This window comes from Pseudomonas shirazica (assembly GCF_015168335.1).
GTDB lineage: Bacteria > Pseudomonadota > Gammaproteobacteria > Pseudomonadales > Pseudomonadaceae > Aquipseudomonas > Aquipseudomonas asiatica.
In genome coordinates this window covers 4,449,264-4,475,791 of record NZ_CP063456.1, presented here as the reverse complement: position 1 = coordinate 4,475,791, position 26,528 = coordinate 4,449,264, and the positions used below count along the sequence as shown (strand labels likewise).

Sequence of the window (26,528 nt, the reverse complement as noted above, 5' to 3'; positions counted from 1 at the left end):
GGGCGCGCGGCACTGTAACCCGATCAACGCCGGCGCGCGAGTGGATTACTCGGCAGCGCCTTCTGCTTCTGGAGCAACGCGTGGAGCGTGAACGTTGGCAACAGCTTTGTCATCACCGTGGGCCAGAGCTACGAACTCTACGCCTTTCGGAGCTTTCAGGTCCGACAGGTGGATGATGGTGCCGATTTCAGCGTTGGCCAGGTCGACTTCGATGAACTCAGGCAGGTCTTTGGCTTCGCAGGAAACTTCGATCTCGGCTTCTACGTGGGAGATCTCGCCGCCTTTCTTGACCGGGGCTTCTTCATTGATGAAGTGAACCGGTACCTTGGCGGTCAGTTTCTGGCCAGCAACGACGCGAACGAAGTCGGCGTGCATGATGAAGCCTTTGGCCGGGTGGCGCTGCAGAGCCTTGACCACGACGTTTTGCTTGGCGCCGTCGACGTTCAGTTCCAGAACGTGGCTGAAGGCAGCCTCGTTTTCGAACAGCTTGGTGATTTCCTTGGCCAGGATGGTCAGGGACTGAGCGTCCTGGTTACCACCGTAGACAACGGCTGGGATGTTCGCGGAGTGACGCAGGCGGCGGCTCGCACCTTTCCCCAGGTCAGTACGCGCTTGGGCGTTCAGAGTGAATTCGGTCATTTTGTTTCTCCAAAGTAGCCCCCCGAGGGCGTTTGCGACCAGCGCCAACGGGGATGGCAAAAAAGCCCCGCCCCAACAACCAGTGTTGGGGCGGGGCGCTTTTCGTCAGCGTGTGTTCCGCTTAGCGGAACATCGCGCTGATCGATTCTTCGTTGCTGATGCGGCGGACCGCTTCAGCGACAACCGGTGCGATATCCAGTTGGCGGATACGGTCACAGGCTTGAGCAGCGGCGGACAGCGGAACGGTGTTGGTCACCACCAGCTCGTCCAGTACCGACTTCTCGATGTTCTCGATCGCGCGGCCCGACAGGACAGGGTGCGTGCAGTAGGCGTAAACCTTGGCAGCGCCGTGTTCTTTCAGGGCTTTGGCCGCGTGGCACAGGGTGCCGGCGGTGTCGACCATGTCGTCTACCAGGATGCAGGTGCGCCCTTCGACGTCGCCGATGATGTGCATGACCTCGGAGTGGTTAGCCTTCTCGCGGCGTTTGTCGATGATACCCAGGTCGACGCCCAGGGACTTGGCGACGGCACGTGCGCGCACGACACCACCGATGTCCGGGGAGACGATCATCAGGTTCTCGAAACGCTGGTCCTCGATATCGTCGACCAGTACGGGCGAACCGTAGATGTTGTCGACCGGGATATCGAAGAAACCCTGGATCTGGTCAGCGTGCAGGTCGACGGTGAGTACACGGTCGATACCTACGACAGTGAGCATGTCAGCGACGACTTTGGCGCTGATGGCTACACGTGCCGAACGCGGACGGCGGTCCTGGCGGGCGTATCCGAAGTAAGGAATCACGGCGGTGATTCGGGATGCTGAGGAGCGGCGGAAGGCGTCGGCCATCACTACCAGTTCCATCAGGTTATCGTTGGTCGGGGCACAGGTCGGCTGAATAATGAAGACGTCTTTACCGCGGACATTCTCATTGATCTCAGTGCTGATCTCGCCGTCGGAGAACTTACCGACAGAAACGTCACCGAGAGGGATATGCAGCTGACGTACGACACGCCGAGCCAGATCGGGGTTGGCGTTCCCCGTAAAGACCATCATCTTGGACACGCGCAGTACCTGAAGGCTGAGGGTAACCTGGATGAGTATAAGGAAAATGGCAGGGGCGGCTGGATTCGAACCAACGCATGGCAGGATCAAAACCTGCTGCCTTACCGCTTGGCGACGCCCCTGTATCTGTTGCTGCGAACGCTTATGCGCTCGACTTCTTGACCAGACTTTGCAGCTTGCGATGCAACATCGAAACGTTGCTTCCTTTCGCCACAAACCCTGTTTGGGTCGCTGAAAGAAGGGCCAGAACTTTATCAGCTTCGGCTTTGCTTGGGAAGGCCCCAAACACACAACTTCCAGTACCGGTCAGTCGAGCCTCAGTGAATTTACCCAGTGAATTCAACGCATTGCGAACTTCCGGGTAACTCTGCTCTACCACCGGTTGGCAGTCATTTCGACTGTTTCCCTCGGGAACGGGGCGCATCTTAAGGGGGAGCGAATCACGTGTCAACTGTGGATGTGAAAAAATTTCTACTGTGCTGACAGACACTTGCGGCACAAGCACGACATACCAGGGCTCTTCCGGGTCAACCGGGGTCAATTGTTCACCCACGCCCTGGGCGAATGCCGCGTGGCCGCGCACGAATACCGGTACGTCGGCGCCCAGGCTCAGGCCCAGTGCGGCCAGGCGGTCTTCGTCCCAGTCCAGTTGCCACAGGTGGGCGAGGGCCAACAGGGTAGTGGCGGCATCCGAGCTGCCGCCGCCGATGCCGCCGCCCATGGGCAGCACCTTGGTCAGCCAGATATCGGCGCCCAACGTCGTGCCGGATTGTTCCTGCAGCTTGCGCGCAGCACGCACGATCAGGTTGCTGTCATGCGGCACTGCTTCGATCTCGGTGTGCAGGCGGATCACGCCGTCGTCACGCACGGCAAAGCTCAGTTCGTCGCCGTGATCGAGAAACTGGAACACGGTTTCCAGCTCGTGATAGCCGTCCGCACGGCGGCCGATGATGTGCAGCCACAGGTTGAGCTTGGCCGGAGCGGGCAGGGTGAGGGTCTGCATGTATCAGTGCCCCAGCTGGCGGGGTTGCCAGTCCTTGACCACCAGTGTCACGTCGAGGTCCTTGCCGTGCAGCTTCATACGCTCGGGCAGCCAGTAGCCGTTCTGTTCCGTGTAGCTCAGGTATTGCACCTGCCAGCCGTCCTGGTCGAGGCTGGCCAGGCGGCTGTCGCCGTCCAGGGTCAGCTTGCTCTTGCTGTCGGGGGCCGGCAGGCCGCGGACCCACCAGACCAGGTGTGAGACCGGCAACTGCCAGCCCAGTTGTTCTTCCAGCAGGGCTTCGGGGCTGAGAGCCTCGTAGCGGCCCTGGTTGGCCACTTCCAGTACCACGCCGCCGGGGCGGCCGGTCAGGCGAGCGGCGCCACGGCCCAGCGGGCCGGCCAGGCGAATGTCGTAGTAGTCCTGGCGTTGCAGCCAGAACAGCGTGCCGCTGCCGGAGTCGCGCGGGGCACGGATGCCGACCTTGCCGTTGATCTGCCAGCCATCGAGGCTGCTCAGTTGCTCTTTATGGGCGCGCCACTGCTGCGGGTCGCCGTGGCCCTGCAGGGCCTCGCGACTACCGAAGCCGGCACAGCCGGCCAGCAGGGCGATCAGGGTGAAGGTAATGCAATGGCGCAGGAACATGGCGTTAGAGAGTCTCGGATCCGGTCAGGCGCATGATGGTCTTGCGCAGGATGGGGCTGTCGGCCTGGGCTTCGAAGCCCTTGGCCCAGACCTGGCGGGCTTCGCGGCGCTTGCCGTTGGCCCATAGCACTTCGCCCAGGTGGGCGGCCACTTCGTGGTCTGGGAAGCTGGCAAAAGCCTTGCGCAGGTAGGTTTCAGCCTCGTCGAGGTTGCCCAGGCGGTAATTGACCCAACCCAGGCTGTCGAGCACCGCCGGGTCATCCGGGGTCAGCTGATGGGCCTTGTCGATCAGCGCCTTGGCTTCGCTGTAGCGGGTGGTGCGGTCGGCCAGGGTGTAGCCGAGGGCGTTCAGGGCCATGGCGTTTTCCGGCTCGCGGGCGATGATGGCGCGCAGGTCTTTTTCCATCTGCGGCAGGTCGTCACGCTTTTCCGCCAGCATGGCACGGGTGTACAGCAGGTTGAGGTCGTCCGGGTAGCGCTGGATGGCTTGCTGCAGCACCTGGCTGGCCTGGGCGTCCTTGTTGTTGTTGCTGTAGCTTTCCGATTCGATCAGGAACAGCTGTATGGCGTAGTCCGGCTGGGATTCGCGGGCATCGGCGAGCAGGCGCGAGGCTTCGGTACCACGGCCGTTGGCAATCAGGATGTCGGCCTGGCGCAGCTGCGCCGGCAGGTAGTCGGGGCCCGGGCCGACCAGGGCGTATTCACGCAGGGCGCCTGCAGGGTCGTGGCGCTCTTCGCGGATGCGGCCCAGGTTCAGGTGCGCGGCGTCGACGTTGCTGTCGCGTTCGATCAGCTCCTGCAGGTAGCCCTCGGCTTCATCCCAGTCCTTGTTTTCCAGGCACACCAGCGCCAGCGAATAGCGCAGCTCGTCGTCCTCGGGGTATTGCTGGACCAGGCTGAGGAACTCGCCCTTGGCATCGGCGATGCGGTCCTGTTCGACCAGGGTGCGCGCGTAGGTCAGGCGCAGGCGCTTGTCGTCCGGGTTGTCGCGAATCGCCCCGCGCAGCAGTGGCAGGGCCTCCGGGCCGCGGTCCAGGGCTTGCAGCAGGCGCGCGCGCAGCAGGACCGGGGCGACTTCGCCGTTTTGCGGCGGGTGCGACTCGAGCAACTCCAAGGCTTCTTCGGCCTTGCCGTCCTGGTTCAGCAGCAGGGCCTTGCCGAACACCAGCTGGCTGTTGTCCGGGTACTTCACCAGCAGGCGTTCGAAGCTTTGCAGCAAGCCGTCGCGGGTGCTCTGGTCGGTTTCGGCGGCGGACAGGGCGAGGAAATCGAAATGGGTGTCGCCTTGGCCCTGCAGGACCTTTTCCATGTAAGTCATGGAGTCGTCATAGCGGCCGGCGCGGGCCAGCTGGATGGCGGCGGCGCGCTGGGCGTCGAGGTTCTGCGGGTCGTTGCGGGCCCAGACCAGGGCGTTGTCCAGTGCCGGTTCGTCGGCGCCGAGGTATTCGGCAATGCGGTAGGCGCGCTCGGAAACCCCCGGGTCCTGGGTTTTCGCGGCCTGGTCGGTGTAGTTGGCCAGGGCGATGTCGAAGCGGTTGCGCTGGCCGGCCAGTTCGGCCACCAGCAGGCTGTAGAGCGTGTCCTGCTTGAACGAGCCATACACCACGGGTTTTTCCGCCTCGCTCTTGCCGGCCTCGGCGACGGGAGGCTCGGCCTTTTGCGGGGCCAGGCTCTGGCAGCCCTGGAGCAGGGCGAAGGCAAGCAGCAATGCGTATGGTTTGTTCATAGAAGGCTTTAAAAAGGACTCACCGGCGGTCGGAGCATGATGACACAAGCGCGGTGGCAAACCCACCTGCGAAGGTATGAAGCTGCGCTTCGCTTATGCAGACCGCGCTGTGCCCGCGCGGTTCGCCGCAGAGCCTGCCACGGCGCCCAGAACACAGAATTTTTGCTCTTGCTCTTGCTTCTGAGCGCGCGATAGTTCAGGCGCCGCAGATTGCGACTTCAGGAGGCCGAGCGAAGGGACTGCGGAGGGAGGTGACGGGCATGGATGCCCGTCAAGCGCTGAGGCCCCATGGATGGGGCCTGCAGCGCGTACTCTCGGGAGCAGGCCCATAGCGAGGGTGCCCCGGAGCGAAGCGTAGGGGCCGGATGATGGGAGCCGACGGTTTTTGGTTCCATTTTGCCACGACAAAAAGGGTTCCGCCGTAAGGGCGTCAAGGTGACGTGGCGCCACTATCGCGAATGAATGTCTACTCGATGTGAATGCCTACACCTGAAAGCAAAAAGCTTAGGGCTGATGTCTCAACAGCCAGCCTCTTGGCGTCCGATGTCACGGAATAGGCCCAAGGGGGCGCAACCAAATGCGAAATAAAATAAGTGCTCCGATAAGTGTTGGGTGCATAGCCCCTAAGACGATCAGGGTGCGCTTCATGCGTATAGGGAAGTTCGTGACCTCATCAAGGTCAACCAAGCTTTTTCGCGCATATATTTTTGGCACTGTTAGTAGTATTGATATTGAGAGTGTGCGCATTACCTTTCCAATTAGGCCTGCTTGTGAAAAGGTTTTTATTCCCGCTCACGAATGCGCTATTCGGTAGTAGTGATTCGATCCTGTCAAGATGATAGATTGATATGTAGAACGATACGCAAAGCGTGACGGTCATGGCGGCCAAAATTATAAATGCAACAATACCCGCTTCAGTGCTCATTCGCTGCCTACCTTTTCATACAATACTTCGCCGAGCGCTTCCCCTACAGCACCGCCAAGCATGCTTCCTCCTGTGGCTCCCGCAGCCCCACCAATAACAGCGCAGACAAGTACGCCTGTACCGACTGTGGGCACGCCAAGAGCGAGACAAATATTAGTGGCAATAGCACCGCCGTAGCTTGTTGCTATCCCTCCCACGGCGACACTGCCTGTCAAGGAAGATCCATGGACGTATTTAGCTTTTCTACACTCATTGTCGCGGCCAGCGGTGCAGGCTTTATGGATTTCAAGACCCGTCGCGGCGACTTCCAGCGCAATACCTATATAGGTGTCTTTTTTGATCAGGTTGGCAGCCCTGACCACACCTATGATCTTAACTGCACACCCCACAATCTCAGTCGTTTGCAAGTCCTTGCCACGCGTCGAGTGCCGGCCTTGAGTTTCCAATGATCGATTGCTGCGGGAGAACTTTGTCCTTGAACAGAATACGAAGTCGTATCTCCATTGGGTCATAGATAGTGAGACAGCACGAGTGCAAGGAATAATATGATGTGAATAGCCCAGAGGTTGACCAAGACAAGCCTTTCACGGCGCGGAAATTTTTGTACTTCCTCGATATCTGCTGCGCCCCTATAAGTGAAGATTTTGGGTGTGGCCAGTAGTGTTGCAATTTGACCAGTTCTTATCAGTTTTCCTATTAGTCCAGCATGCTTATAGTTTTTTATGTTGTCAGATACGATACGAGAGGTGGGTAAGAAAGACTCAAAGTGCTCGGTGTATTTATGTGCAACGTAAATTTGGACAGTAATTGCGATTGCGATTGAGGTGATGAGAATAAGTGCGATCAGACCCGGTTCCATATTGATCATTGCGAGAACTCTCGATATAGGAAGTCACCAAGCACCTCGCCTTTTTCTCCTCCGAAGTCACCGCCTAGCTTCCCCCCTGCGGCAGCACCAATGACTGCGCAGGTAATTGACCCCAAACCGGCCGTCCCTACTCCCAGAGCCGCACATACAAAGGGCGCAACAATGGTCCCTCCTATGTATCCACCTATGCCGCTGCCGGTCAGACCACCGGCTAATGACGCACCATTGAGAAATTTTGCACGCGTGCACTCATCTTCTCTGCCGAGCATACAGGCTTGGCGAATCGCCAGGCCCGTTGCTGCGACATCAAGCGCTATGCCAATGTAAGTACCTTTTTTTATCAAACTGGCAGCCTTGCCTACCCCGGCAACCTTATTCGCATACCCTGCAATCTCACCGGTGTGCAAATAGCGTTTCGTGGATATGGCCAGTGTCCTTTTAATCGATCCCTTGTTACGCAAATCCGAGCCGAACGCCGCCAGTTTGCCCAACTGTTCGTCAAGCTTCGAGAACAGTGCCGCACGCTTGGCATAAAACTGGTCACGGTTTTTGAGCGTCCCTGAACCCAGATGTTCTCTGTGCAATTTCTCGATCTCCAGCAACGTGTCCTGAATGGCCTTCAGATGCCTGCTCCAGCCGTCGCTGACCACGCCTGCGCCCAGTGAAGCATGGGCAAGCAAGCTCTTCAGCAACTCGAAATTATCCAGAAAAAACTCATCAGCCCCCTGGCCACTGCGCATCAGCCCCATATGCGTGATGGAGGCCTGAGACATCAGATAAGCCTCCTGACTGGTACACGAAGGTGTAGACCAGTCGCCGACGATCACCAGTTCGCCGCTTCTGACCACACTGTTGTAAATGTGTGCATTCAGGATGTCGAACTTGCTTGCGGCATGCCCGCCAAGCGCAAGGCCGGCCTTGAGCGTGTGATAGTTCTGCATCCTGGGGTTGATGAAAGCGCGGGCTTCGTACATGGCGATACCTCACGCGTACTTCTTGTTGCCGATCCGGTCCCAACCACCGGCAATATTGCCGCCGCCCGAGCCGTCGATGCGCTTCTGCAGGGTATAGGTGGTCTTGATTCTGCCGTAATCGAGGCGAACCACCTCGATAGGCACGCCGTCGGCGGCGCTCTGGGCGTAATCGGCAATGATCACTTCTTCTAGGATGATCTCGTAGTACTTCAGCTTGTCACCGCCCGCGCGGCACAGCGCGAGTTTGACTTCCTTGAGATGCTGCCCCGCGCAACTGGCCTCCATGAGTTTGCAACTGGCGCTGTCGAGAAACTTGGTAAAAGTGAAATGGCTCACTTCGGTGCGCCCCGAAGTGGCACCCCCTGCCGAGCTTGCAGTGGCAGAGGGGCTTTGGCTTACACCGAAATCATAACCGGTGACTTCAATCCACTTGCCGTACTTCTCGTCCAAGGCTTCGCCTGGAATATCGTCGATTTTCAAATACGCGTCCAAAGCCATATCTACCGCTCCTTGGTCATCATGTGGGTGAGGAATATCGATGTAGCGGCGTCAAGGCTAGGCGCGGAAAGAGGGTGGAGCAACAGCTGGGCATGTATTTGGGAAAAGGACTACAAGACTGTGGATAAGTCTTGTAGAGATATGTCAAAAGTCCTCTCGACTTGGTCGGTGTAATTAACTAAGGAGATGTCGAGCCGATGGTTCTGGTTCTTGCTTCTAAGCGCGCGGTAGTTCAGGCGCCGCCGATTGCGACTTCAGGAGGCCGAGCGAAGGGACTGCGGAGGGAGGTGACGGGCATGGATGCCCGTCAAGCGCTGAGGCCCCATGGATGGGGCCTGCAGCGCGTACTCCCGGGAGCAGGCCCGTAGCGAGGGGACCCCGGAGCGAAGCGTAGGGGCCGGATGATGGGAGCCGACGGTTTTTGGTTCCTTTTTGCCACGACAAAAAGGGACCCGCCGTAAGGGCGGAAAGGTGACTTTGCGCCGCCGTCACGAATGAATGCCTGCTCGATGTGAATGCCCACCTCCAAAAAGCCAAAAAGCCAAAAAGCCAAAAAGCCAAAAAGCTTAAGCGACGGTTTTGATATGGCGAACAGTCCGTATGCGATGGCGACGCTGACTCACCTTTTCGCCCTTACGGCGAGTCACTTTTTGCCAAACGCGGCAAAAAGTAACCAAAAAACGCTGCGCTCCCATCATCCGGCCCCTACGCTGCGCTCCGGGGTTCCCTCACTCCGGCCTTGCTCCCGGGAGTACGCGCTGCAGGCCCCATCCATGGGGCCTCAGCGCTTGACGGGCATCCATGCCCGTCACCTCCCTCCGCAAGGCCTGCGTTCGGCCTCCTGAAGTCGCGAAGATCAAGATCAAGATCAAAAGCCAGATCAAAAGCCAGATCAAAAGCGGGGGTGTGAGCTGAAGTTGCCGCTGATGCTGGCCTGAAGCCGGCGATAGCCGCAGCGCTATCAGCGCAATAGCGAACGGTGGTTGTCCTGAAACCTGCGAAAGAGGACAATTATCGGCTTCCCGTCACAACCAGCGACCTTGCATGGCCTTTCTTGCACTTGGTATCAACCATAAGACTGCCTCGGTAGACGTACGCGAGCGCGTGGCGTTTACCCCAGAGCAGCTGGTAGACGCCCTGCAGCAGCTCTGCCGGCTGACATCCAGCCGCGAAGCGGCGATTCTGTCGACCTGCAACCGTAGCGAGCTCTATATCGAGCAGGACCACCTGTCCGCCGATGTGGTGCTGCAATGGCTCGCCGACTACCACCGCCTCAGCCTGGACGAGCTGCGCGCCAGCGCCTACGTGCACGAAGAGCACGAGGCGGTAAAGCACATGATGCGGGTGGCCTCCGGCCTGGACTCGCTGGTGCTCGGCGAACCGCAGATCCTCGGCCAGATGAAGTCCGCCTATGCCGTGGCGCGTGAGGCCGGCACCGTCGGCCCGTTGCTCGGGCGCCTGTTCCAGGCCACCTTCAGTGCCGCCAAGCAGGTGCGCACCGACACTGCCATCGGCGAAAACCCGGTGTCGGTGGCGTTTGCCGCGGTCAGCCTGGCCAAGCAGATCTTCAGCGACCTGGGCCGCAGCCAGGCCCTGCTGATCGGTGCTGGCGAAACCATCACCCTGGTCGCCCGCCACCTGCATGAGCAGGGCGTGCGCCGTATCGTCGTGGCCAACCGTACCCTTGAGCGGGCCAGCATCCTGGCCGAGCAGTTCGGTGCGCACGCGGTTCTGCTGGCCGACATCCCACAGGAACTGGCCAACAGCGATATCGTCATCAGTTCCACTGCCAGCCAGTTGCCGATCCTTGGCAAGGGTGCTGTCGAGAGCGCGCTGAAGCAGCGCCGGCACAAGCCGATTTTCATGGTCGACATTGCCGTACCGCGCGATATCGAAACCGAAGTCGGCGAACTGGATGACGTCTACCTGTACACTGTCGATGACCTGCACGACGTTGTGGCAGAAAACCTCAAAAGTCGCCAGGGCGCGGCCCAGGCCGCCGAAGAGCTGGTGTCGGTGGGGGCAGAGGACTTCATGCTGCGCCTGCGCGAGCTGGCCGCGGTGGATGTGCTCAAGGCCTATCGCCAGCAATGCGAGCGCCTGCGCGACGAAGAACTGCAAAAGGCCCAGCGGCTGCTGGCCAACGGCGGCAACCCCGAAGACGTACTGGCCCAACTGGCCCGGGGGCTGACCAACAAACTCCTGCACGCGCCCAGCGTGCAATTGAAAAGGCTCTCGGCCGAGGGCCGCCTCGATGCGCTGGCCATGGCCCAGGAACTCTTTGCCCTCAACGAGGGCTCGACGGACAAATCCCCGCAATGAAAGCGTCGCTGCTGAACAAACTGGAAATCCTCCAGGACCGCTTCGAAGAACTCACCGCTCTGCTTGGTGATGCCGAGGTCATTTCCGACCAGACGCGCTTTCGCGCCTATTCCCGTGAATACGCCGAAGTCGAGCCGGTCTACGCTGCTTATAAAGAGTGGCGCAAAGTCCAGGACGACCTCGAAGGTGCCCAGGCGCTGCTCAAGGACAGTGACCCGGACCTGCGCGAAATGGCCGTGGAAGAAGTGCGTGAAGCCAAGGAACAACTGCTGACGCTGGAGTCGCAGCTGCAACGCATGCTGTTGCCCAAGGACCCCAACGACGGCCGCAACGTGTTCCTCGAAATCCGCGCCGGCACCGGTGGCGACGAGGCGGCGATCTTCTCCGGCGACCTCTTCCGCATGTATTCGCGCTACGCCGAAAAGCGTGGCTGGCGCCTGGAAATCCTCTCCGAGAACGAAGGCGAGCACGGCGGCTACAAGGAAATCATCGCCCGCGTCGAAGGCGAGAGCGTGTACGGCAAGCTCAAGTTCGAGTCTGGCGCGCACCGCGTGCAGCGCGTGCCCGAGACCGAATCCCAGGGCCGTATCCACACCTCCGCGTGCACCGTGGCGGTACTGCCCGAGCCGGACGAGCAGGCGGCTATCGAGATCAACCCGGCCGACCTGCGGGTGGATACCTATCGCGCATCCGGTGCCGGCGGCCAGCACGTCAACAAGACTGACTCGGCGATCCGGATCACCCACTTGCCCACCGGTATCGTGGTCGAGTGCCAGGAAGAGCGCTCGCAGCACAAGAACCGTGCCCGCGCCATGTCCTGGCTGTCGGCCAAGCTCAACGACATGCAGACCAGCGCCGCGCAGAACGCCATCGCCACCGAGCGCAAGCTGCTGGTCGGCTCTGGCGACCGTTCCGAGCGCATCCGTACGTACAATTATCCACAGGGGCGGGTGACCGACCACCGTATCAACCTGACCCTGTACTCGCTGGACGACATCCTCGCCGGCGGGGTAGAGGCGGTGATCGAGCCGCTGCTGGCCGAATACCAGGCCGATCAACTGGCCGCTCTGGGGGACTGATGACCATCATCGCCAGCCTGCTGCGCAACGCGCAGTTGCCAGAGTCGCCTACCGAGCGGCTGGATGCCGAGTTGCTGTTGGCCGCGGCCATCGGCAAATCGCGCAGCTACCTGCACACCTGGCCCGAGCGAATCGTCAGCAGCGAAGATGCCGAGACCTATGCTGGCTACCTGCAGCGCCGCCGTGGCGGCGAACCGGTCGCCTACATTCTCGGGCTGCAGGGCTTCTGGAAGATCGACCTGGAAGTGGCACCGCATACCCTGATCCCGCGGCCGGATACCGAGCTGCTGGTCGAAGCTGCCCTTGAACTGCAACCCGCCACGCCGGCCAAGGTCCTTGACCTGGGCACCGGCACCGGCGCGATTGCCTTGGCCCTGGCCAGCGATCGCCCGGCCTGGCAGGTGACCGCAGTGGACCGCGTGGAGGAGGCTGCAGCCCTGGCTGAGCGCAACCGCCAGCGGCTGGGCCTGGCAAACGCCCAGGTACGGCTCAGCCACTGGTTCGACAGTCTGGCCGGCGAGCGTTTCGACCTGATTGTCAGCAACCCGCCCTACATCGCTGCCGCAGACCCGCATTTGGTCGCCGGTGATGTACGCTTCGAGCCCAGCAGTGCGCTGGTGGCCGGTGCTGATGGCCTGGACGATCTGCGCGTGATAGTTGCCCAGGCGCCCGCGCACCTGGTACCGGGTGGCTGGTTACTGCTGGAACACGGCTACGATCAGGCAGCGGCGGTGCGCGCCTTGCTGGCTGAACAAGGCTTCATCGAGGTCGTCAGCCGCACGGACCTGGGCGGCCATGAACGCATTACCCTGGGGCGCCTGCCATGCTGAGTGATCAGGAACTGCTGCGTTACAGCCGGCAGGTTTTGCTGGCCCAGATCGACATCGACGGCCAGTTGCGGCTCAAGCAGAGCAAGGCGCTGATCGTCGGGCTTGGCGGCCTTGGCTCGCCCGTCGCCTTGTACCTGGCCGCCGCCGGGGTCGGTGAGCTGCACCTGGCGGACTTTGACACCGTCGACCTGACCAACCTGCAACGCCAGGTGATCCACGACAGTGCGAGCGTGGGCATGAGCAAGGTCGATTCGGCCCTGCAGCGCCTGCAGGCAATCAACCCGGAAATCAGCCTGGTTGCCCATCGCCAGGCTCTGGACGAGGACTCGCTGGCGGCCGCTGTGGCAGCGGTCGACCTGGTGCTGGACTGCTCTGACAATTTCGGTACCCGCGAGGCGGTCAACGCTGCCTGCGTCGCGGCTGGCAAGCCGCTGGTCAGCGGTGCGGCGATCCGCCTGGAAGGGCAGTTGTCGGTGTTCGACCCACGGCGTGACTACAGCCCTTGCTACCATTGCCTGTACGGCCATGGCAGCGAAGCCGAACTGACCTGCAGCGAAGCCGGCGTGATCGGCCCATTGGTGGGCCTGGTAGGCAGCCTGCAGGCGCTGGAGGCGATGAAGCTGCTGGCCGGGTTCGGCGAGCCGCTGGTCGGCCGCCTGCTGTTGATCGATGCTCTCGGCACTCGTATCCGCGAATTGCGGGTCAAGCGCGACCCGGCTTGTGCGGTCTGTGGTAAGCGCGATGGCTGAGCGATCGGCGCCGGTCGGCGTGATGGACTCCGGGGTTGGCGGCTTGTCGGTACTCGCCGAGATCCAGCGCCTGCTGCCCAACGAGACGCTGCTGTACGTGGGCGATTGCGGCCACATACCCTACGGAGAGAAGTCGCCGGACTATATCCGTGAGCGTCTCCGGCGCATTGCTGCGTTCTTCCATGAACAGGGCGCCAAGGCCATGGTACTGGCCTGCAATACCGCCACGGTGGCGGCGGTGGCCGACCTGCGCGAGTTGTACCCGAACTGGCCGCTGGTGGGCATGGAGCCGGCGGTGAAGCCCGCTGCCGCCGCTACGCGCTCTGGCGTGGTCGGTGTGCTGGCCACTACCGGTACCCTGCAGAGTGCTAAGTTCGCTGCCTTGCTCGATCGTTTTGCCAATGACGTACAGGTCATCACCCAACCTTGCCCGGGCCTGGTCGATCTGATCGAGACCGGTGACCTGGCCAGCCCGGCGCTGCGCCAGTTGCTGCAAGGTTATGTGCAGCCGTTGCTGGCCGCTGGCTGTGATACGTTGATTCTCGGTTGCACCCATTACCCCTTCCTGCGCCCGTTGCTGGCCGGCATGGTGCCAGCCGACGTCGCCATCATCGATACCGGTGCTGCAGTGGCGCGCCAACTGCAGCGGCTGCTGGGCGCGGATGACCTGTTGGCCGATGGGCCGGCCAGGGATACCCGCTTCTGGACCAGTGCCGATCCGCAATCTCTCAGGAAGATCCTGCCTTTGCTGTGGCATAAGTCGGACAGTGTGCAAAGCTTTTCATTGTGAAAAAAACGTGAAAAGAAGCTGAACTATTGTACCGCTGCCGTTTTCTACCGCCTTGCCTGAAATGAGGCGGATACCAATAACAGCAAAGAAGGATGTTGCTCATGAAGAAGCTGCTCGGCTTGGCGGCGGCTGCCGTCTTCACCCTGGGGCACTCACTGTCGGCGCAGGCTGCCGACGTTTCGTTTTCGGTGGGGCAGACCGGTGACTCGACCATGGTCTACCGGTTGGGGCTGCAATCGAATTGGGAAGCGAGTTGGTGGCAGACCAGCGTCGGGCGCCTGACGGGGTATTGGGATGGGGCCTACAGCTATTGGGATGGTGACGAGACCGCGAGCAACCATAGCCTGTCGTTCGCGCCGGTGTTCGTCTACGAGTTTGCCGGGGAGTCGGTGAAGCCTTATATAGAGGCTGGGATTGGCGTGGCGGCATTCTCCAGCACCGAGCTGGAAGACAACGAGCTGGGCTCGGCATTCCAGTTCGAGGATCGCATCGGCTTTGGATTGCGCTTTGCCGGTGGGCATGAGATTGGCGTGCGGGCGATTCACTATTCCAACGCGGGCATCAAGCAGCCCAACGATGGGGTGGAGAGCTATAGCCTGCATTACCGCATGACGCTCTGAGCTCTCCTTCCACGGGGGCTCGCATTGCCTGAGGTACCTGAGGAGCAACTGTCTTGCCCCATTACTCAGGCTACCTCATTACCCTGTAGGAGCAGCCTTGTGCTGCGAAGGGGGCGGTAGGGCAGCAGATGTTCTTCTGCAGTAATGGTCTCTTCGCAGCACAAGGCTGCTCCTACAGGCCCTGCGCATGGCTTCAAGTCGATGTGGTCTAGGTGGAAGCCGGTACGGTCACTACATCGATTGCTTGTGTGACAAAGGCCACAGGCCATTGAGATCCAAAGCCTCCAGCACAAGCTCGGGCTCCCTCTGCGGCCACCGCCGCAGCAACTCTTCCGCCGCATTCTGCGGCGTCCACGCCTCCGGTATCGCCTGCGCCGGTGTCACGGGTGTCTTCAGCGACTGCGGCCCCACCACGGTCAGCTCAACCCCCTGCGCCTTCAACGCCTGACGCTGCTCGCGCATCCATTGCGGCATGTTGTTCCAGCCCGCAGGCACCTGCGTCGGTGCATGCAACTGCAGCGCTGAATAACGGTTGAACACCGCCATCACCTGCGGCGAGTCACCCTTCGCCAACAACGGCAGCGCACTGGCCAGGCAATGCTCGCCGGCCAACTGGTTGTCCGTGACGATCGCCTCGAACAACTCGCTGTCAGCCACATCGTCCGCCAGGTAATCGCTGGTACCGGCGTTGATGATCAAGCCATCCAGCGCGCACCAGGCATGGCAGATCTGCTGGCTGGCCTGGGCCGCCTGATGTTCTTCGTGCAACTGCCACGGCAAGCGCAACAGCTGGCTGCCATAGCGTGCACCCAAGGCATCCAGTGCCTCGCCATGCTTCGCGCTTGCAGCTACCCGGTGTCCTTGCCCGAGCAGCCCCTCCACTAAAGCCAGGCCAAGTCCATTGCCTGCTCCCGTCACCCAGATACTGCGTGCGTTGTTCAAGATGCTGCCCTCTGATCCTGCCGGCGCGGGAGGTTCTTGAATGCCTCCAGTGCGCGCTGACGACTGCTGTCGAGATCGACAATTGGACTGTGGTAGGAATATCTAGCAAAAAGATCGGCCGACTTCACGGGGAAATGAATGGCTTTTTCATCCACCCCCTGCAATTCCGGCAGCCAGTGCCGAATGAAACGCCCTTGCGGGTCGAATCGCTGCGACTGTGAAACCGGGTTGAAGATGCGGAAATAGGGCACTGCGTCGGTGCCAGTGGACGCGCTCCACTGCCAACCGCCGTTGTTGGCGGCCAGGTCGCCGTCTATCAAGTGGCGCATGAAATGCCGCTCGCCCTTGCGCCAGTCGATCAGCAGGTTCTTGCTGAGGAACATGGCCACGATCATGCGCAGGCGGTTGTGCATCCACCCGGTGTGCAGCAGTTGGCGCATGGCGGCGTCGATGATCGGGAAGCCGGTTCGGCCCTGTTCCCATGCTTCGAGGTCGGCCGGTGCATCGCGCCAGGGCAGGGCTTCGGTCTGGGCGCGGAAGGCGCGGTGACGCGAGACCTGTGGATAACCGGTCAGGATGTGTTTGTAGAATTCGCGCCAGAGCAGCTCGTTGATCCAGGTTTGCACGCCGCTGCTGCCGCTGTCGAACTCGCCGCGGTTGCTGGCCAGGGCACCGTGCAGGCACTGGCGTGGCGAGATCACGCCGGCGGCCAGATAGGCGGAGAGCTGGCTGGTACCGGGCTTTGCAGGCAAGTCACGCAGCTGTTGGTAATCGTCGATGGTTTCATCGAGAAAACGGGTCAGCCGCACCTGCGCTTCGGCTTCGCCGGCCGGCCAGTGGTCGCGCAGCGCCTGCGCGGGTTTTTCGAAGCCGTCCACGTGCTGTGGGATCGGGTCGCTGCTGACCTGCAGCGGTGCCTGGCGTTTTATCTGGCGGGCCAGGGCAGGGAGGCTGCGGTGCAGGTGCTCCAGGCAGCTCTTCTTGAACTGGCTGAACACCTGGAAGTAGTCGCCGCCGCGGGTAAGGATGGTGCCCGGGCGGAACAACAGCTGGTCGAGGTGGCTGTGGGCCTGGATGGCTGACTTTTCCAGCAGCGCGCGGGTGGCGTCGTCGCGACATTGCTCGTTGATGCCGTACTCCTCGTTCCAGTGCACGCTTTGCACCTGATGTTGGCGGCAGACATCGAGTACGGCCTGTGGCGCCTGGTCCCAGGTGTCGATCCTGCGGATCAGCAGGGGGATGTTCAAGCGCTCCAGCGACTGGCGCAGGTCGCGCAGGTTGCGCAGCCAGAAGTCGACTTTGCAGGCGGCGTCGTCGTGGGCCAGCCATTGCCCGGGGCTGACCAGCCACAGTGCGAGGGTCGGGCCGCGTTCGCTGGCGGCGGCTAGCGCGGTGTTGTCATCGATGCGCAGGTCGCTGCGCAGCCAGGTCAGGTGCATGGTGCGGTCATCTCTCCAGGCTGGCGGTCATGGGCTTGCAGCAAACGCAATGCCGCCTGCGGGGTATCGAACAGAGCAAGATTGGGCAGCCCCAGGGCGCGCAGCCGGGTTTCATGCAGCGCCAGCGTCGGCCCGCCAGCTAGGGTCGGCACGGGCAGGTTGGACAGGGTACGGTGCAACGCCTTGTCATCGATACGTGGCCCCAGGTGCAGGAGCACGGCGCGTGGCTTGAGCATGGTGGCTGCGCGTTGCAGGTGCGCGCCAGCAATGGTGTGCTCCAGCACTTCAACCGGCAGGCCGTTGCTGGTGAACAGCCAGGCGCACAACCACAAACCGGGGCTGAAAGTGTGTTCGCTGTCTTCGGCCAGCAAGATGGCAGGCCCATGCAGTAACTGGTTGTCGTGGTAGACCCTGGCGCCCAGCTTGCTGCGCAACCAGCTGTGGAAAAACACCTGTTCCAGCCGTGCGTTGAAATAGTTGCGCCAGCGCAGGTCGAGGAGGTCGAGCAGCGGCAACAGCAATTGCTCGCACAGAGTGACGGCCGGGTACAGGGCCATCGCCTGGTTGAGCTGCTGGTCGAGGGCGCGCTGCGACAGCGTGGCGATGGCCTCGATCAGTTGGAACTGCCGGGCTTGCCAGTCGCCTTTCGGCGGCGTGCTGGCCGGTTTGTCGAGCAGCTCTCGTACCTGGCCGACGGAGGCGCCGCGCTGCAGCCAGGCAAGGATCGCTTCTACTCGTTTGACCTGCTCCAGCCGATACAGGCGATGGCCCTTGGCGGTACGTTGGGGCTTGAGCAGGCCGTAGCGGCGCTCCCAGGCTCGCAGGGTGACGGGATTGACGCCCGTGCGGCGAGCCAGTTCGCCGATGGGCAACAGGATCTCAGACGGCATTGCGCAGGCCCAGGCTCTCGGGGTGCGGCTGAAGGTAGGCCTGCTGCTGCAGATACGGATCGGGATGCTTGCGCAAATGGTGCTTGAGCAGGGTCAGCGGCACTACCAGCGGCACCACGCCTTGCTGGTATTGGCCGATGATGGCCTGCAGCTCGGCTTTGTCCTGCCGTGTGAGGATGTCCTTGAAGTAGCCGCTCAGATGCTGCAGCACGTTGCAATGAGTGCCGCGGCTGGCACAGCGGCGCAGAGCCTGCATCAGCTGGCTGAAGTAGCGCGGGCCGATGCTTTGCGGGTCATCGTCCTTGCTCATGCTGCCGAGCAGGCGCCCGAGGCTGCGATAGGCCTGCGGGTTGTTGGCCATCAACAGGTACTTGTAGCGTGAGTGGAATTGCACCAGAGCGCCACGGCTCAGGCCTTCGGCCAGCAGGCGCTGCCAGTCGGCGTAGGCGTACACGCGGCTGATGAAGTTCTCGCGCAGTACGGGGTCGTGCAGGCGGCCTTCTTCTTCTACCGGCAGGTCCGGCCGCCGTGCGCAGAACGCCTGGGCATACACTCCCCGCCCACCGTGAAAGGCAGGGTGGCCATTGTCCTGGTATACCTTGACCCGCTCCAGGCCACAGGAAGGCGATTTCTGCATGAAGATGTAGCCGCAGATATCATCGAGTTCCGCCGCCATTTGCTCGCCATAGCTGCGCAGCGGCCCGGTCAGGTCCATTCCGGGGTTGCGGGTGCCTACCACTTCCGGCTGCTCGGGGTCGCCGACCAGGCGGATCGGGTCGCGCGGCACGCCCAGGCCGATGGCCACCTCCGGGCATACCGGCAACCAGTCGAAATGTTCCTCGAGTTGCATACGGCACAGGTCGGAGGCCTTGTGGCCGCCGTTATAGCGCACGCTGTGCCCGGTCAGGCAGGCGCTGATGGCGATACGCGGCTTGCTGTGGGCGGATGAGTCGTGCATGGGCTGCCTCCAAAAACCTGTACGAGACAAAATAGTTGTACAGGTTCATTCCAGCACAGCCCGGAAGTTATGCAAACAGTTTTTTTTGTATAACCCTACATCACTCGAGATGTTCGAGCAGCCGACGCGCCGCTTCCTGGCCACTGAGCCAGGCGCCTTCGACACGGCCGGACAGGCACCAGTCGCCGCAGGCATACAAGCCTTGGTCAGCATCGGCCAGCGCGCCCCATTCATGGTTGCTGCTCGGACGGGCATACAGCCAGCGGTGGGCCAAGGCAAAAGTAGGTGCGGGCACCACACAGCCAACCAGCTCGGCGAATTCGCCCCACAGCTGTTCGATCACTTCCTCCTTGGGCAGGTCGATGTGTTGCCGGCTCCAGTCCGAGGTGGCGTGCAGTACCCAGGTGTCGAGCTGCTCGTCACGCTCGGGCTTGCTGCGGTTGCGCGCCAGCCAGTCGAGCGGGTTGTCCTGCACGAAGCAGCCTTGCATCGGGGTGTCCAGCGGGGTCTGGAAGGCCAGGGCGACGGCCCAGGTGGGCTCCATCTGCACACCGGCGGCCACGGCCGCGAGCTTCGGGGTAGCGGCAAGCAGCGGCGTGGCCTGCGGTGCCGGCACGGCGATCACCACGCGGCTGTAGGGGCCGTGGCTGCAGCCTTCGGTGTCCTGCAGGTGCCAGTACTGCTTGCCGCGGAACACTTCGGCGATGCGGCAGCCGAAGTTGACCGTCACGTCCTTGAGCAGGCCGCGGGTGATTGCACTCATGCGCGGCACGCCCACCCAGCGCGTCTGCTCGTCGGGGGAGGGGCTGAGTTCACCATCCCGGTAGTTGTACAGCTGTGGCTTCCATTGCGCGGCCCAACCGGCGGCAACCCATTGCTGTACCTGCTCGACGAAGCGGCGGTCACGGGCCGTGAAGTATTGGGCGCCGAGGTCCAGCGCGCCAGCTTCGCTGCGCTTGCTGGCCATGCGCCCGCCACTGCCGTGGCCCTTGTCGAACAAATGCACGGATTGCCCGGCCTTCTGCAAGGCCTGGGCGGCTGACAGACCGGCGATACCGGCCCCGATGATGGCGATAGGTACTGTCATGATGGCCTCTTCAAACCTTGCTGTAAGCAGACTACGCTGTCAGGCAAACCTGTACAATGCTCAAATGTTGTATAAGGTTATTCCGTGTTGGCAGGCAGGTTGGCCTATGTTTATCCGAGAGCGTCGGGTCAAAAAAGTGCCTTGATGTTAAAAATAGACCACCGCCGCATTCTGCGAGGACACAGCCATGCATATATTGCTGACAGGCGGCACCGGGTTGATTGGCAAGCACCTGTGCCAGTACTGGCTCGGCCAGGGTCATCGCCTGACGGTGTGGAGTCGGCGGCCTGAACAGGTGCCGAAAATTTGTGGGACCGGCGTGCGTGGCGTCGCCCGCCTGGAGCAACTGGAGGCGGACGATCAGCTGGACGCGGTGATCAACCTCGCCGGCGCCCCGATTGCCGACCGGCCCTGGACGGCGACCCGGCGCAACCTGCTGTGGGCCAGCCGCGTCACCCTCACCGAGCAGTTGCTGGCCTGGCTGGGCAGCCGCGAACAGCGCCCGGAAGTGTTGATTTCCGGCTCGGCGGTGGGCTGGTATGGAGACGGTGGCGAACGCGAGCTGACCGAGGCTTCACCGCCGGTGCGCGAAGATTTCGCCAGCCAGCTGTGCATCGCCTGGGAAGAGACGGCGCTGCGTTCCCAGGCCCAGGGCATTCGCGTGGTGCTGGTGCGTACCGGGTTGGTTCTGGCCAGTGATGGCGGCTTTTTGTCGCGCCTGCGCCTGCCCTTCAAACTGGGGCTGGGCGGGCCTTTGGGCGACGGGCGGCAGTGGATGCCTTGGGTCCATATAGACGACCAGGTCGCCCTGATTGATTTTCTCTTGCAGCACAAGGATGCCAGCGGTCCTTATAATGCCTGCGCCCCGGAGCCGGTGCGCAACCGCGAGTTCGCCAGGCGCCTGGGCCGCACCTTGCACCGGCCGGCGCTGCTGCCAGTGCCGGCACTGCTGCTCAAGGCGGGGCTGGGTGAGCTGTCGACCCTGCTACTCGGCGGCCAGCGCGCCCGCCCGGCACGCTTGCTGGCGGCAGGCTTCACCTTCCGCTTCAACGATTTGCAATCGGCTCTGGACAACCTGTCCAGCCGCCTCTGACATAGGACGCTGCATGACCGATCACGCCCTGCTGCTGGTCAACCTGGGTTCCCCGGCCTCCACCTCGGTGGCCGATGTGCGCCGCTACCTCAACCAGTTCCTCATGGACCCGTATGTGATCGACCTGCCCTGGCCGGTACGGCGCCTGCTGGTGTCGCTGATCCTGATCAAGCGCCCGGAGCAGTCGGCGCATGCCTATGGCTCGATCTGGTGGGAGGAGGGCTCGCCGCTGGTAGTGCTGACCCGTCGCCTGCAGGCGGCGATGGTCGAGCACTGGCCCCATGGCCCGGTGGAGATTGCCATGCGCTATGGCCAGCCGGCCTTGCCTGAGGTGCTGGAGCGCCTGGTGGCCCAGGGTGTGCGCAAGGTGACCCTGGCGCCGCTGTATCCACAGTTCGCTGACAGCACGGTGACCACTGTGGTGGAACTGGCCAGGCAGACGGTCAGTGAACGCCAGTTGCCGTTGCAACTTCGCGTGCTGCAGCCATTCTACGAGCACCCGGACTACATCGAGGCACTGGTCGCCAGCGCCCGGCCTTACCTGGAGCAGGATTACGATCACCTGTTGCTGAGCTTCCATGGCTTGCCGGAGCGCCACTTGAAGAAGCTGGACCCTACCGGCAAGCATGACTTCCAGGCGGCCGATTGCTGCAAGGATGCCAGTGCCGACATGCGCGCGGTCTGCTACCGCGGGCAGTGCCTGGCAACGGCCAGGGCCTTTGCTCAGAAGATGGGCATACCCGATGGCAAATGGTCGGTGTCGTTCCAGTCACGACTGGGGCGGGCCAAGTGGATCGAACCCTATACCGAGGCGCGGCTGGACGAGCTGGCCAAGGCTGGGGTGAAGAAGCTGCTGGTAATGTGCCCGGCGTTCGTGGCCGATTGCATCGAGACCCTGGAAGAGATCGGCATGCGCGGGAGCGAGCAGTTTGTCGAGGCCGGCGGGCAGGAGCTGGTGCTGGTGCCTTGCCTGAATGATCACCCGGAGTGGGTGAAGGCGCTGGCGGGGATGTGCGAAAAGGCCTGACTTTCAGGTTGCCTGTACTGGCCCTATCGCCGGCAAGCCAGCTCCCACAGGTATTCCACAGTTCTCGAAATCTGTGGGATACCTGTGGGAGCTGGCTTGCCGGCGATAGGGCCAGGTCAGGCTAAAGCCGAATCAAGGCAACTGATCATCCAGCTTCTTGTGCTTCCAGCCATCATTGCCCGGCAAGATCAGGTTCAGGGCGATAGCCACGATCGCGCACAGGGCGATGCCCTTCAGGCCCCAGTCATCCGGGCCATCACCACTGCCGATCAGTACGCCGCCGATACCGAACACCAGTGTCACCGACACGATCACCAGGTTGCGCGCTTCAGCCAAGTCGATCTTGTGGCGGATCATGGTGTTCATGCCCACCGCCGCGATCGAGCCGAACAGCAGGCACAGGATGCCACCCATCACCGGTACCGGGATGCTTTGCAGTAGTGCGCCGAACTTGCCGATGAAGGCGAGGGTGATAGCGAAAATCGCCGCCCAGGTCATGATCTTCGGGTTGTAGTTCTTGGTCAGCATCACCGCGCCGGTGACTTCGGCATAGGTGGTGTTGGGCGGGCCGCCGAACAGGCCGGCTGCGGTGGTGGCCAGGCCGTCGCCCAGCAGGGTGCGGTGCAGGCCGGGCTTCTTCAGGTAGTCGCGGCCGGTCACGCTGCCGACTGCGATCACCCCGCCGATGTGCTCGATCGCCGGTGCCAGGGCAACCGGGACGATGAACAGGATGGCCTGCCAGTTGAATGCTGGCGCGGTGAAGTTGGGCAGCTCCAGCCACGGCGCGGCGGCGATCTTGGCAGTGTCGACCACGCCAAAGGCGAACGACAGGGCAAAGCCTACGAACACGCCGGCAATGATCGGCACCAGACGGAAGATGCCCTTGCCGAACACGGCAACGATCAGCGTTGTCAGCAGGGCCGGCATCGAGATCATCATGGCGGTCTTGTACGGCAGCAGCACGCTGCCGTCACCGGCCTTGCCCATCGCCATGTTGGCGGCGATCGGCGCCATGGCCAGGCCGATGGAGATGATCACCGGGCCGATCACCACCGGCGGCAGCATGCGGTCGATGAAGCCAGTGCCTTTGATTTTTACCATCAGGCCCATGAAGGTGTACACGAAACCTGCGGCCATCACACCACCCATGGTCTCGGCCAGGCCGAACTGGCCCTTGGCGAGGATGATCGGGGTGATGAAAGCAAAGCTCGAGGCCAGGAACACGGGTACCTGGCGGCCGGTGACCAGCTGGAACAGCAGGGTGCCGATGCCGGCAGTGAACAGCGCTACGTTCGGATCGAGGCCGGTGATCAGTGGCATCAGCACCAGCGCGCCAAATGCCACGAAGAGCATCTGCGCGCCCGAAACGACCTGGCGCCAGAGCGGGTCGTTGAAGCCGTCCTGCATGGTCAGGCGTCCTTTTGCTTGGTGCCGAAGATCTTGTCACCGGCATCGCCCAGGCCCGGCACGATGTAGCCGTGTTCGTTCAGGCGCTGGTCGATCGAGGCGGTGTAGATCTGCACGTCCGGGTGGGCTTTTTCCACCACTTCGATGCCTTCTGGCGCAGCGACCAGGACCATGGCGCGGATCTCTTTGCAGCCGGCCTTTTTCAGCAGGTCGATGGTGGCGACCATCGAACCGCCGGTGGCCAGCATCGGGTCGATGATCAGGGCCAGGCGCTGGTTGATGTCCGGCGCGAGCTTTTCCAGGTAGGTGTGGGCTTCGAGGGTTTCCTCGTTGCGGGCAACGCCGACGGCGCTGACCTTGGCGCCCGGGATCAGGCTGAGCACGCCGTCGAGCATGCCGATGCCGGCTCGCAGGATCGGTACCACGGTAATCTTCTTGCCGGCGATTTTTTCAACTTGCACCTTGCCGCACCAGCCATCGATCTCGTAGGTTTCGAGCGGCAGGTCCTGGGTGGCTTCGTAGGTCAGGAGCGCGCCGACTTCCTGGGCAAGTTCGCGAAAATTCTTGGTGCTGATATCGGCACGGCGCATCAGGCCGAGCTTGTGGCGGATCAGCGGATGGCGGATCTCACGAGTGGGCATAGGGGGGCTCCGAAAGGCGGGCAAAAAAACCGCGCTAGATTAATCTATTCAGCCTGTGCTGTCGTCTGGTCATTCTGGACGTTAGTCCATAAATGCTTGATCTGTGACGAGCGGATGCGTACCTTTGCCCGCTTTTCCAAAATGCACCCCCGGAGAGCGCCATGTCCGCCGATCTCGAGCATATCCGTCAAGTCATGCGTGAAGCTGACTGCCTGTACACCGAAGCCGAAGTCGAAGCGGCCATCGCCAAAGTCGGCGAGCAGATCTGCAAGGACCTGCACGACAAGAACCCGGTGGTGTTCTGTGTGATGAACGGCGGCCTGATCTTCTCGGGCAAACTGCTGACCCACCTGCAGTTCCCACTGGAAGCCAGCTACCTGCACGCTACCCGCTACCGCAACCAGACCAGCGGCGGCGAGCTGTTCTGGAAGGCCAAGCCCGAAGTATCGTTCATCGACCGTGACGTACTGATCGTCGATGACATCCTCGACGAAGGGCACACCCTCAGCGCCATCATCGAGTTCTGCAAGCACGCCGGTGCGCGCTCGGTGCACACCGCAGTACTGATCGACAAGGACCATGACCGCAAGGCCAGCCCGGAACTCAAGGCCAACTACGTGGGCTTGCCCTGCGTCGACCGCTATATCTTCGGTTACGGCATGGACTACAAAGGCTACTGGCGCAACGCCAACGGCATCTTCGCCGTAAAGGGGCTGTGATCATGCGCCAGCCTGCGTTCATCGACCAATCGCTGTTCGCCGGGCTGGCCGCAAAGGCTGCAGCCAACCCGCGCGGGCGGCAACATCACAATTTCCATGAGATGGAAGAGCCTTGCCACCGCATGGCAGTCGGGCTGCAACCGAGCACCTATATCCCGCCGCATCGGCACCTGAGCGATGACAAAGCCGAAACGCTGGTCGTGCTCAAGGGTTGCCTTGGCCTGCTGCTCTTCAACGAGCAGGGGGCGGTGACCGACAAGCGAGTGCTGCAGGCGGGCGGCGATTGCCTGGGTGTGGACCTGGCGCCTGGTATTTACCATGGGCTTGTGGTGCTGGAGCCGGACAGCATCCTGTTCGAGTGCAAGGCCGGACCGTATCGGCCGGTGGGTGAAGGCGAACATGCGCACTGGGCGCCGCGCGAAGGAGAAGAGGGCGTGGACGAGTACCAGGCCTGGATGCGCGCGCAGTTCGATTGATGTCGGGCCGGCGCACTCAACTGTAGGAGCGGCCTTGTGTCGCGATCGGGCTGCGCAGCAGCCCCTCGATTGAAGCTTCGCCACCAACATGGCCGGGGCCGCTTTGCGGCCCATCGCGACACAAGGCCGCTCCTACAAGAGCCTGTGCAGGCCGTGCTAGAGTGCTCCTTCATTCAAGGAGCCTCACATGCGTGCGTTTCTTCCCCTCCTGCTGGCGGTCAGCCTGCCACTCGCCGCCGCACCGCTGCACAGCCAGTTCCTGCCACCTGACGACCAGTCCCTGCGCCAGGAAGCGCCGACCGGCCAGCAATTGCTGCAAGTGACCGACTACTCGGTGGTAGTGGGTACCCAACGCCAATCCGACCAGCAGCCGATCCCGATCACCTCGTCGTTGCAGGTGCGCCTCAAGGGCAAGCCGCTGAGCAAGGGCGCGACCATAGCCCAGGTGCTGCTGACTTTTGACGGTGAAGCGGCCAAGAGCCTGAAGAAACCCGTATACGACGAAAAAGCCCGCACCCTGAGCCTGAATTACCCGCTCAGCGACTACCGCGTGATCATGGACCTGCTGCGCAACGAGACGCTGTATGTGCAGTTTCTCACGTACGGCAACGGCCACGTCTGGGCCGACCTGCACACCGGTACCGTACGTACGCGTTGAGGCGCCCGGCCTGCGGGGGGTACACTGCCGGCCTTCGAAATTTCGTGATGGTCCAGTTGGAGTCGGCAATGCGTAAAGACAAGAAACAGGTAATCGGTGACGAGATCAGCGACGACTACATCAAGTCGTTCCTTCAGTTCGAGCCGGCCGATGGCGTGACATCGCCGTCGCTGCACAAGCTGGTCAAGGCCTACCGCGGCCTGCGCATCGACGATTTCGAGCGTTTTGTCGGCTTCTTCGTCGAGGCTGGGCTGGACCTGGATGGCAAGGACGAGCACGGCAAGACCTTTGTCGAGCAGATTGCCGACCAGCGCAATGCGTCGGATTACATCGAGATCATCGCCAAGGCCCGTGGCTGATTTGTAAACCTGCTCCGGCCTCTTCGCGGGTAAACCCGCTCCCACAGGAACAGCACAGCCATTAGCTGTGGTGCGGTCCTTGTGGGAGCGGGTTTACCCGCGAAAGGGCCGAAACAGGCTTACTA

28 protein-coding genes and 1 tRNA gene are annotated in these 26,528 nt (G+C 62.0%); 13 read left to right on the top strand and 16 right to left on the bottom strand.

All coding sequences use genetic code 11. The features are described 5' to 3' along the window. Positions 1 to 45 precede the first annotated feature (45 nt). The 6 genes from IMX18_RS20665 to IMX18_RS20640 all read right to left on the bottom strand — a co-directional run bounded on the left by IMX18_RS20665 (position 46) and on the right by IMX18_RS20640 (position 5,052). Complete coding sequence (locus IMX18_RS20665) at positions 46 to 639, bottom strand: 50S ribosomal protein L25/general stress protein Ctc (protein ID WP_013970896.1); 594 nt, start codon at positions 637 to 639, stop codon at positions 46 to 48. Positions 640 to 760: 121 nt separating this feature from the next. Then, entirely contained in the window at positions 761 to 1,702 is a 942-nt protein-coding gene (locus IMX18_RS20660) for a ribose-phosphate pyrophosphokinase (protein ID WP_003247410.1), read from the bottom strand. Between the two features lie 47 nt (positions 1,703 to 1,749). After that, positions 1,750 to 1,824 (bottom strand) — tRNA-Gln (locus IMX18_RS20655). A gap of 20 nt (positions 1,825 to 1,844) precedes the next feature. Next, positions 1,845 to 2,705 carry a 4-(cytidine 5'-diphospho)-2-C-methyl-D-erythritol kinase gene (gene ispE / locus IMX18_RS20650; protein WP_013970897.1) on the bottom strand — a complete coding sequence of 287 codons (861 nt, stop codon included), beginning with the start codon at positions 2,703 to 2,705 and terminating at the stop codon, positions 1,845 to 1,847. A 3-nt stretch (positions 2,706 to 2,708) separates the two neighbouring features. Beyond that, positions 2,709 to 3,326 (bottom strand): lipoprotein insertase outer membrane protein LolB, encoded by a 618-nt coding sequence (gene lolB, locus IMX18_RS20645; RefSeq protein WP_013970898.1) that lies wholly within the window; start codon positions 3,324 to 3,326, stop codon positions 2,709 to 2,711. A gap of 4 nt (positions 3,327 to 3,330) precedes the next feature. After that, entirely contained in the window at positions 3,331 to 5,052 is a 1,722-nt protein-coding gene (locus tag IMX18_RS20640; RefSeq protein WP_217190768.1) for a tetratricopeptide repeat protein, read from the bottom strand. Positions 5,053 to 6,201: 1,149 nt separating this feature from the next. Here IMX18_RS20640 and IMX18_RS20635 point away from each other — a divergent pair. Continuing rightward, positions 6,202 to 6,426 carry a hypothetical protein gene (locus tag IMX18_RS20635; RefSeq protein WP_015268938.1) on the top strand — a complete coding sequence of 75 codons (225 nt, stop codon included), beginning with the start codon at positions 6,202 to 6,204 and terminating at the stop codon, positions 6,424 to 6,426. Between the two features lie 59 nt (positions 6,427 to 6,485). On the opposite strand, the gene IMX18_RS20630 is transcribed toward IMX18_RS20635, so the two are convergent. The 3 genes from IMX18_RS20630 to IMX18_RS20620 are packed head-to-tail and all read right to left on the bottom strand — an operon-like array spanning position 6,486 to position 8,317. After that, positions 6,486 to 6,845, bottom strand: coding sequence for a hypothetical protein (locus tag IMX18_RS20630; protein ID WP_015268939.1), 360 nt, complete (start codon positions 6,843 to 6,845; stop codon positions 6,486 to 6,488). Next, on the bottom strand, positions 6,842 to 7,819 hold the full coding sequence (locus tag IMX18_RS20625) for a hypothetical protein (RefSeq protein WP_054572929.1): 978 nt from the start codon (positions 7,817 to 7,819) through the stop codon (positions 6,842 to 6,844). The genes IMX18_RS20630 and IMX18_RS20625 overlap by 4 nt, the downstream gene beginning before the upstream one ends. A gap of 9 nt (positions 7,820 to 7,828) precedes the next feature. Then, positions 7,829 to 8,317, bottom strand: a complete 489-nt coding sequence (locus IMX18_RS20620; RefSeq protein ID WP_015268941.1) for an Hcp family type VI secretion system effector — start codon at positions 8,315 to 8,317, stop codon at positions 7,829 to 7,831. A gap of 1,044 nt (positions 8,318 to 9,361) precedes the next feature. Here IMX18_RS20620 and hemA point away from each other — a divergent pair. The 6 genes from hemA to IMX18_RS20590 all read left to right on the top strand — a co-directional run bounded on the left by hemA (position 9,362) and on the right by IMX18_RS20590 (position 14,707). Then, positions 9,362 to 10,639 (top strand): glutamyl-tRNA reductase, encoded by a 1,278-nt coding sequence (gene hemA / locus IMX18_RS20615; protein WP_015268942.1) that lies wholly within the window; start codon positions 9,362 to 9,364, stop codon positions 10,637 to 10,639. Continuing rightward, the gene (prfA, locus tag IMX18_RS20610; protein ID WP_013970909.1) at positions 10,636 to 11,718 is read left to right on the top strand and encodes a peptide chain release factor 1; all 1,083 of its coding nucleotides are present in this window, start codon (positions 10,636 to 10,638) and stop codon (positions 11,716 to 11,718) included. Before hemA ends, prfA begins: the two co-directional genes overlap by 4 nt. Then, entirely contained in the window at positions 11,718 to 12,548 is an 831-nt protein-coding gene (gene prmC, locus IMX18_RS20605; protein WP_054572347.1) for a peptide chain release factor N(5)-glutamine methyltransferase, read from the top strand. Before prfA ends, prmC begins: the two co-directional genes overlap by 1 nt. Next, complete coding sequence (locus IMX18_RS20600; RefSeq protein WP_013970911.1) at positions 12,542 to 13,297, top strand: molybdopterin-synthase adenylyltransferase MoeB; 756 nt, start codon at positions 12,542 to 12,544, stop codon at positions 13,295 to 13,297. The genes prmC and IMX18_RS20600 overlap by 7 nt, the downstream gene beginning before the upstream one ends. Next, complete coding sequence (gene murI / locus IMX18_RS20595) at positions 13,290 to 14,087, top strand: glutamate racemase (RefSeq protein ID WP_015268944.1); 798 nt, start codon at positions 13,290 to 13,292, stop codon at positions 14,085 to 14,087. Before IMX18_RS20600 ends, murI begins: the two co-directional genes overlap by 8 nt. 101 nt (positions 14,088 to 14,188) lie before the next feature. Next, positions 14,189 to 14,707, top strand: a complete 519-nt coding sequence (locus IMX18_RS20590; protein ID WP_015268945.1) for an acyloxyacyl hydrolase — start codon at positions 14,189 to 14,191, stop codon at positions 14,705 to 14,707. 231 nt (positions 14,708 to 14,938) lie between these two features. Here the strand turns inward: IMX18_RS20590 and IMX18_RS20585 are convergent, their stop codons facing one another. The 5 genes from IMX18_RS20585 to IMX18_RS20565 all read right to left on the bottom strand — a co-directional run bounded on the left by IMX18_RS20585 (position 14,939) and on the right by IMX18_RS20565 (position 20,023). Next, a complete protein-coding gene (locus IMX18_RS20585; protein ID WP_043935321.1) occupies positions 14,939 to 15,649 on the bottom strand; it encodes an SDR family oxidoreductase in 711 nt (236 codons plus the stop codon). Beyond that, positions 15,646 to 17,088, bottom strand: coding sequence for a deoxyribodipyrimidine photo-lyase (phrB, locus tag IMX18_RS20580; RefSeq protein WP_137137907.1), 1,443 nt, complete (start codon positions 17,086 to 17,088; stop codon positions 15,646 to 15,648). The genes IMX18_RS20585 and phrB overlap by 4 nt, the downstream gene beginning before the upstream one ends. Beyond that, entirely contained in the window at positions 17,079 to 17,978 is a 900-nt protein-coding gene (locus IMX18_RS20575) for a MerR family transcriptional regulator (RefSeq protein WP_085720812.1), read from the bottom strand. The genes phrB and IMX18_RS20575 overlap by 10 nt, the downstream gene beginning before the upstream one ends. Then, positions 17,968 to 18,936: a YbgA family protein gene (locus tag IMX18_RS20570; protein WP_217190770.1), complete on the bottom strand. Its 969-nt coding sequence runs from the start codon at positions 18,934 to 18,936 to the stop codon at positions 17,968 to 17,970. The genes IMX18_RS20575 and IMX18_RS20570 overlap by 11 nt, the downstream gene beginning before the upstream one ends. A 100-nt stretch (positions 18,937 to 19,036) precedes the next feature. After that, positions 19,037 to 20,023: an NAD(P)/FAD-dependent oxidoreductase gene (locus IMX18_RS20565; protein WP_015268950.1), complete on the bottom strand. Its 987-nt coding sequence runs from the start codon at positions 20,021 to 20,023 to the stop codon at positions 19,037 to 19,039. A 187-nt stretch (positions 20,024 to 20,210) separates the two neighbouring features. Between IMX18_RS20565 and IMX18_RS20560 the strand changes: the two genes are divergently transcribed. Then, entirely contained in the window at positions 20,211 to 21,116 is a 906-nt protein-coding gene (locus IMX18_RS20560) for a TIGR01777 family oxidoreductase (RefSeq protein ID WP_054572345.1), read from the top strand. Positions 21,117 to 21,129: 13 nt separating this feature from the next. Beyond that, the gene (gene hemH, locus IMX18_RS20555) at positions 21,130 to 22,143 is read left to right on the top strand and encodes a ferrochelatase (protein ID WP_038408702.1); all 1,014 of its coding nucleotides are present in this window, start codon (positions 21,130 to 21,132) and stop codon (positions 22,141 to 22,143) included. A gap of 132 nt (positions 22,144 to 22,275) precedes the next feature. Here the strand turns inward: hemH and IMX18_RS20550 are convergent, their stop codons facing one another. Next, positions 22,276 to 23,550 carry a uracil-xanthine permease family protein gene (locus IMX18_RS20550; protein WP_013970921.1) on the bottom strand — a complete coding sequence of 425 codons (1,275 nt, stop codon included), beginning with the start codon at positions 23,548 to 23,550 and terminating at the stop codon, positions 22,276 to 22,278. 2 nt (positions 23,551 to 23,552) lie between these two features. After that, complete coding sequence (upp, locus tag IMX18_RS20545; protein WP_011532223.1) at positions 23,553 to 24,191, bottom strand: uracil phosphoribosyltransferase; 639 nt, start codon at positions 24,189 to 24,191, stop codon at positions 23,553 to 23,555. Between the two features lie 161 nt (positions 24,192 to 24,352). Here upp and IMX18_RS20540 point away from each other — a divergent pair, with 161 nt between their 5' ends. The 4 genes from IMX18_RS20540 (at position 24,353) to IMX18_RS20525 (ending at position 26,403) form a co-directional block, all read left to right on the top strand. After that, positions 24,353 to 24,910 carry a hypoxanthine-guanine phosphoribosyltransferase gene (locus tag IMX18_RS20540; RefSeq protein ID WP_003256346.1) on the top strand — a complete coding sequence of 186 codons (558 nt, stop codon included), beginning with the start codon at positions 24,353 to 24,355 and terminating at the stop codon, positions 24,908 to 24,910. 2 nt (positions 24,911 to 24,912) lie between these two features. Next, complete coding sequence (locus IMX18_RS20535; RefSeq protein ID WP_015268953.1) at positions 24,913 to 25,386, top strand: WbuC family cupin fold metalloprotein; 474 nt, start codon at positions 24,913 to 24,915, stop codon at positions 25,384 to 25,386. A gap of 187 nt (positions 25,387 to 25,573) precedes the next feature. Beyond that, positions 25,574 to 26,044: a hypothetical protein gene (locus IMX18_RS20530; RefSeq protein WP_217190772.1), complete on the top strand. Its 471-nt coding sequence runs from the start codon at positions 25,574 to 25,576 to the stop codon at positions 26,042 to 26,044. A 68-nt stretch (positions 26,045 to 26,112) separates the two neighbouring features. Then, on the top strand, positions 26,113 to 26,403 hold the full coding sequence (locus tag IMX18_RS20525; protein ID WP_015268954.1) for a PA4642 family protein: 291 nt from the start codon (positions 26,113 to 26,115) through the stop codon (positions 26,401 to 26,403). Positions 26,404 to 26,528: the final 125 nt, after the last annotated feature.

What these genes read in the sequence shown, in the direction of transcription:
- hemH (WP_038408702.1), top strand. Translation starts at nt 21,130, where the DNA reads ATGACCGATCACGCCCTGCTGCTGGTCAACCTGGGTTCCCCGGCCTCC.
- prmC (WP_054572347.1), top strand. Translation starts at nt 11,718, where the DNA reads ATGACCATCATCGCCAGCCTGCTGCGCAACGCGCAGTTGCCAGAGTCG.
- murI (WP_015268944.1), top strand. Translation starts at nt 13,290, where the DNA reads ATGGCTGAGCGATCGGCGCCGGTCGGCGTGATGGACTCCGGGGTTGGC.
- IMX18_RS20565 (WP_015268950.1), bottom strand. Translation starts at nt 20,023, where the DNA reads ATGACAGTACCTATCGCCATCATCGGGGCCGGTATCGCCGGTCTGTCA.
- ispE (WP_013970897.1), bottom strand. Translation starts at nt 2,705, where the DNA reads ATGCAGACCCTCACCCTGCCCGCTCCGGCCAAGCTCAACCTGTGGCTG.
- prfA (WP_013970909.1), top strand. Translation starts at nt 10,636, where the DNA reads ATGAAAGCGTCGCTGCTGAACAAACTGGAAATCCTCCAGGACCGCTTC.
- IMX18_RS20635 (WP_015268938.1), top strand. Translation starts at nt 6,202, where the DNA reads ATGGACGTATTTAGCTTTTCTACACTCATTGTCGCGGCCAGCGGTGCA.
- IMX18_RS20620 (WP_015268941.1), bottom strand. Translation starts at nt 8,317, where the DNA reads ATGGCTTTGGACGCGTATTTGAAAATCGACGATATTCCAGGCGAAGCC.
- hemA (WP_015268942.1), top strand. Translation starts at nt 9,362, where the DNA reads ATGGCCTTTCTTGCACTTGGTATCAACCATAAGACTGCCTCGGTAGAC.
- IMX18_RS20575 (WP_085720812.1), bottom strand. Translation starts at nt 17,978, where the DNA reads ATGCCGTCTGAGATCCTGTTGCCCATCGGCGAACTGGCTCGCCGCACG.
- IMX18_RS20630 (WP_015268939.1), bottom strand. Translation starts at nt 6,845, where the DNA reads ATGATCAATATGGAACCGGGTCTGATCGCACTTATTCTCATCACCTCA.
- IMX18_RS20640 (WP_217190768.1), bottom strand. Translation starts at nt 5,052, where the DNA reads ATGAACAAACCATACGCATTGCTGCTTGCCTTCGCCCTGCTCCAGGGC.
- IMX18_RS20600 (WP_013970911.1), top strand. Translation starts at nt 12,542, where the DNA reads ATGCTGAGTGATCAGGAACTGCTGCGTTACAGCCGGCAGGTTTTGCTG.
- IMX18_RS20560 (WP_054572345.1), top strand. Translation starts at nt 20,211, where the DNA reads ATGCATATATTGCTGACAGGCGGCACCGGGTTGATTGGCAAGCACCTG.
- IMX18_RS20570 (WP_217190770.1), bottom strand. Translation starts at nt 18,936, where the DNA reads ATGCACGACTCATCCGCCCACAGCAAGCCGCGTATCGCCATCAGCGCC.
- IMX18_RS20665 (WP_013970896.1), bottom strand. Translation starts at nt 639, where the DNA reads ATGACCGAATTCACTCTGAACGCCCAAGCGCGTACTGACCTGGGGAAA.
- IMX18_RS20525 (WP_015268954.1), top strand. Translation starts at nt 26,113, where the DNA reads ATGCGTAAAGACAAGAAACAGGTAATCGGTGACGAGATCAGCGACGAC.
- IMX18_RS20550 (WP_013970921.1), bottom strand. Translation starts at nt 23,550, where the DNA reads ATGCAGGACGGCTTCAACGACCCGCTCTGGCGCCAGGTCGTTTCGGGC.
- upp (WP_011532223.1), bottom strand. Translation starts at nt 24,191, where the DNA reads ATGCCCACTCGTGAGATCCGCCATCCGCTGATCCGCCACAAGCTCGGC.
- IMX18_RS20530 (WP_217190772.1), top strand. Translation starts at nt 25,574, where the DNA reads ATGCGTGCGTTTCTTCCCCTCCTGCTGGCGGTCAGCCTGCCACTCGCC.
- IMX18_RS20625 (WP_054572929.1), bottom strand. Translation starts at nt 7,819, where the DNA reads ATGTACGAAGCCCGCGCTTTCATCAACCCCAGGATGCAGAACTATCAC.
- IMX18_RS20535 (WP_015268953.1), top strand. Translation starts at nt 24,913, where the DNA reads ATGCGCCAGCCTGCGTTCATCGACCAATCGCTGTTCGCCGGGCTGGCC.
- IMX18_RS20540 (WP_003256346.1), top strand. Translation starts at nt 24,353, where the DNA reads ATGTCCGCCGATCTCGAGCATATCCGTCAAGTCATGCGTGAAGCTGAC.
- lolB (WP_013970898.1), bottom strand. Translation starts at nt 3,326, where the DNA reads ATGTTCCTGCGCCATTGCATTACCTTCACCCTGATCGCCCTGCTGGCC.
- IMX18_RS20590 (WP_015268945.1), top strand. Translation starts at nt 14,189, where the DNA reads ATGAAGAAGCTGCTCGGCTTGGCGGCGGCTGCCGTCTTCACCCTGGGG.
- phrB (WP_137137907.1), bottom strand. Translation starts at nt 17,088, where the DNA reads ATGCACCTGACCTGGCTGCGCAGCGACCTGCGCATCGATGACAACACC.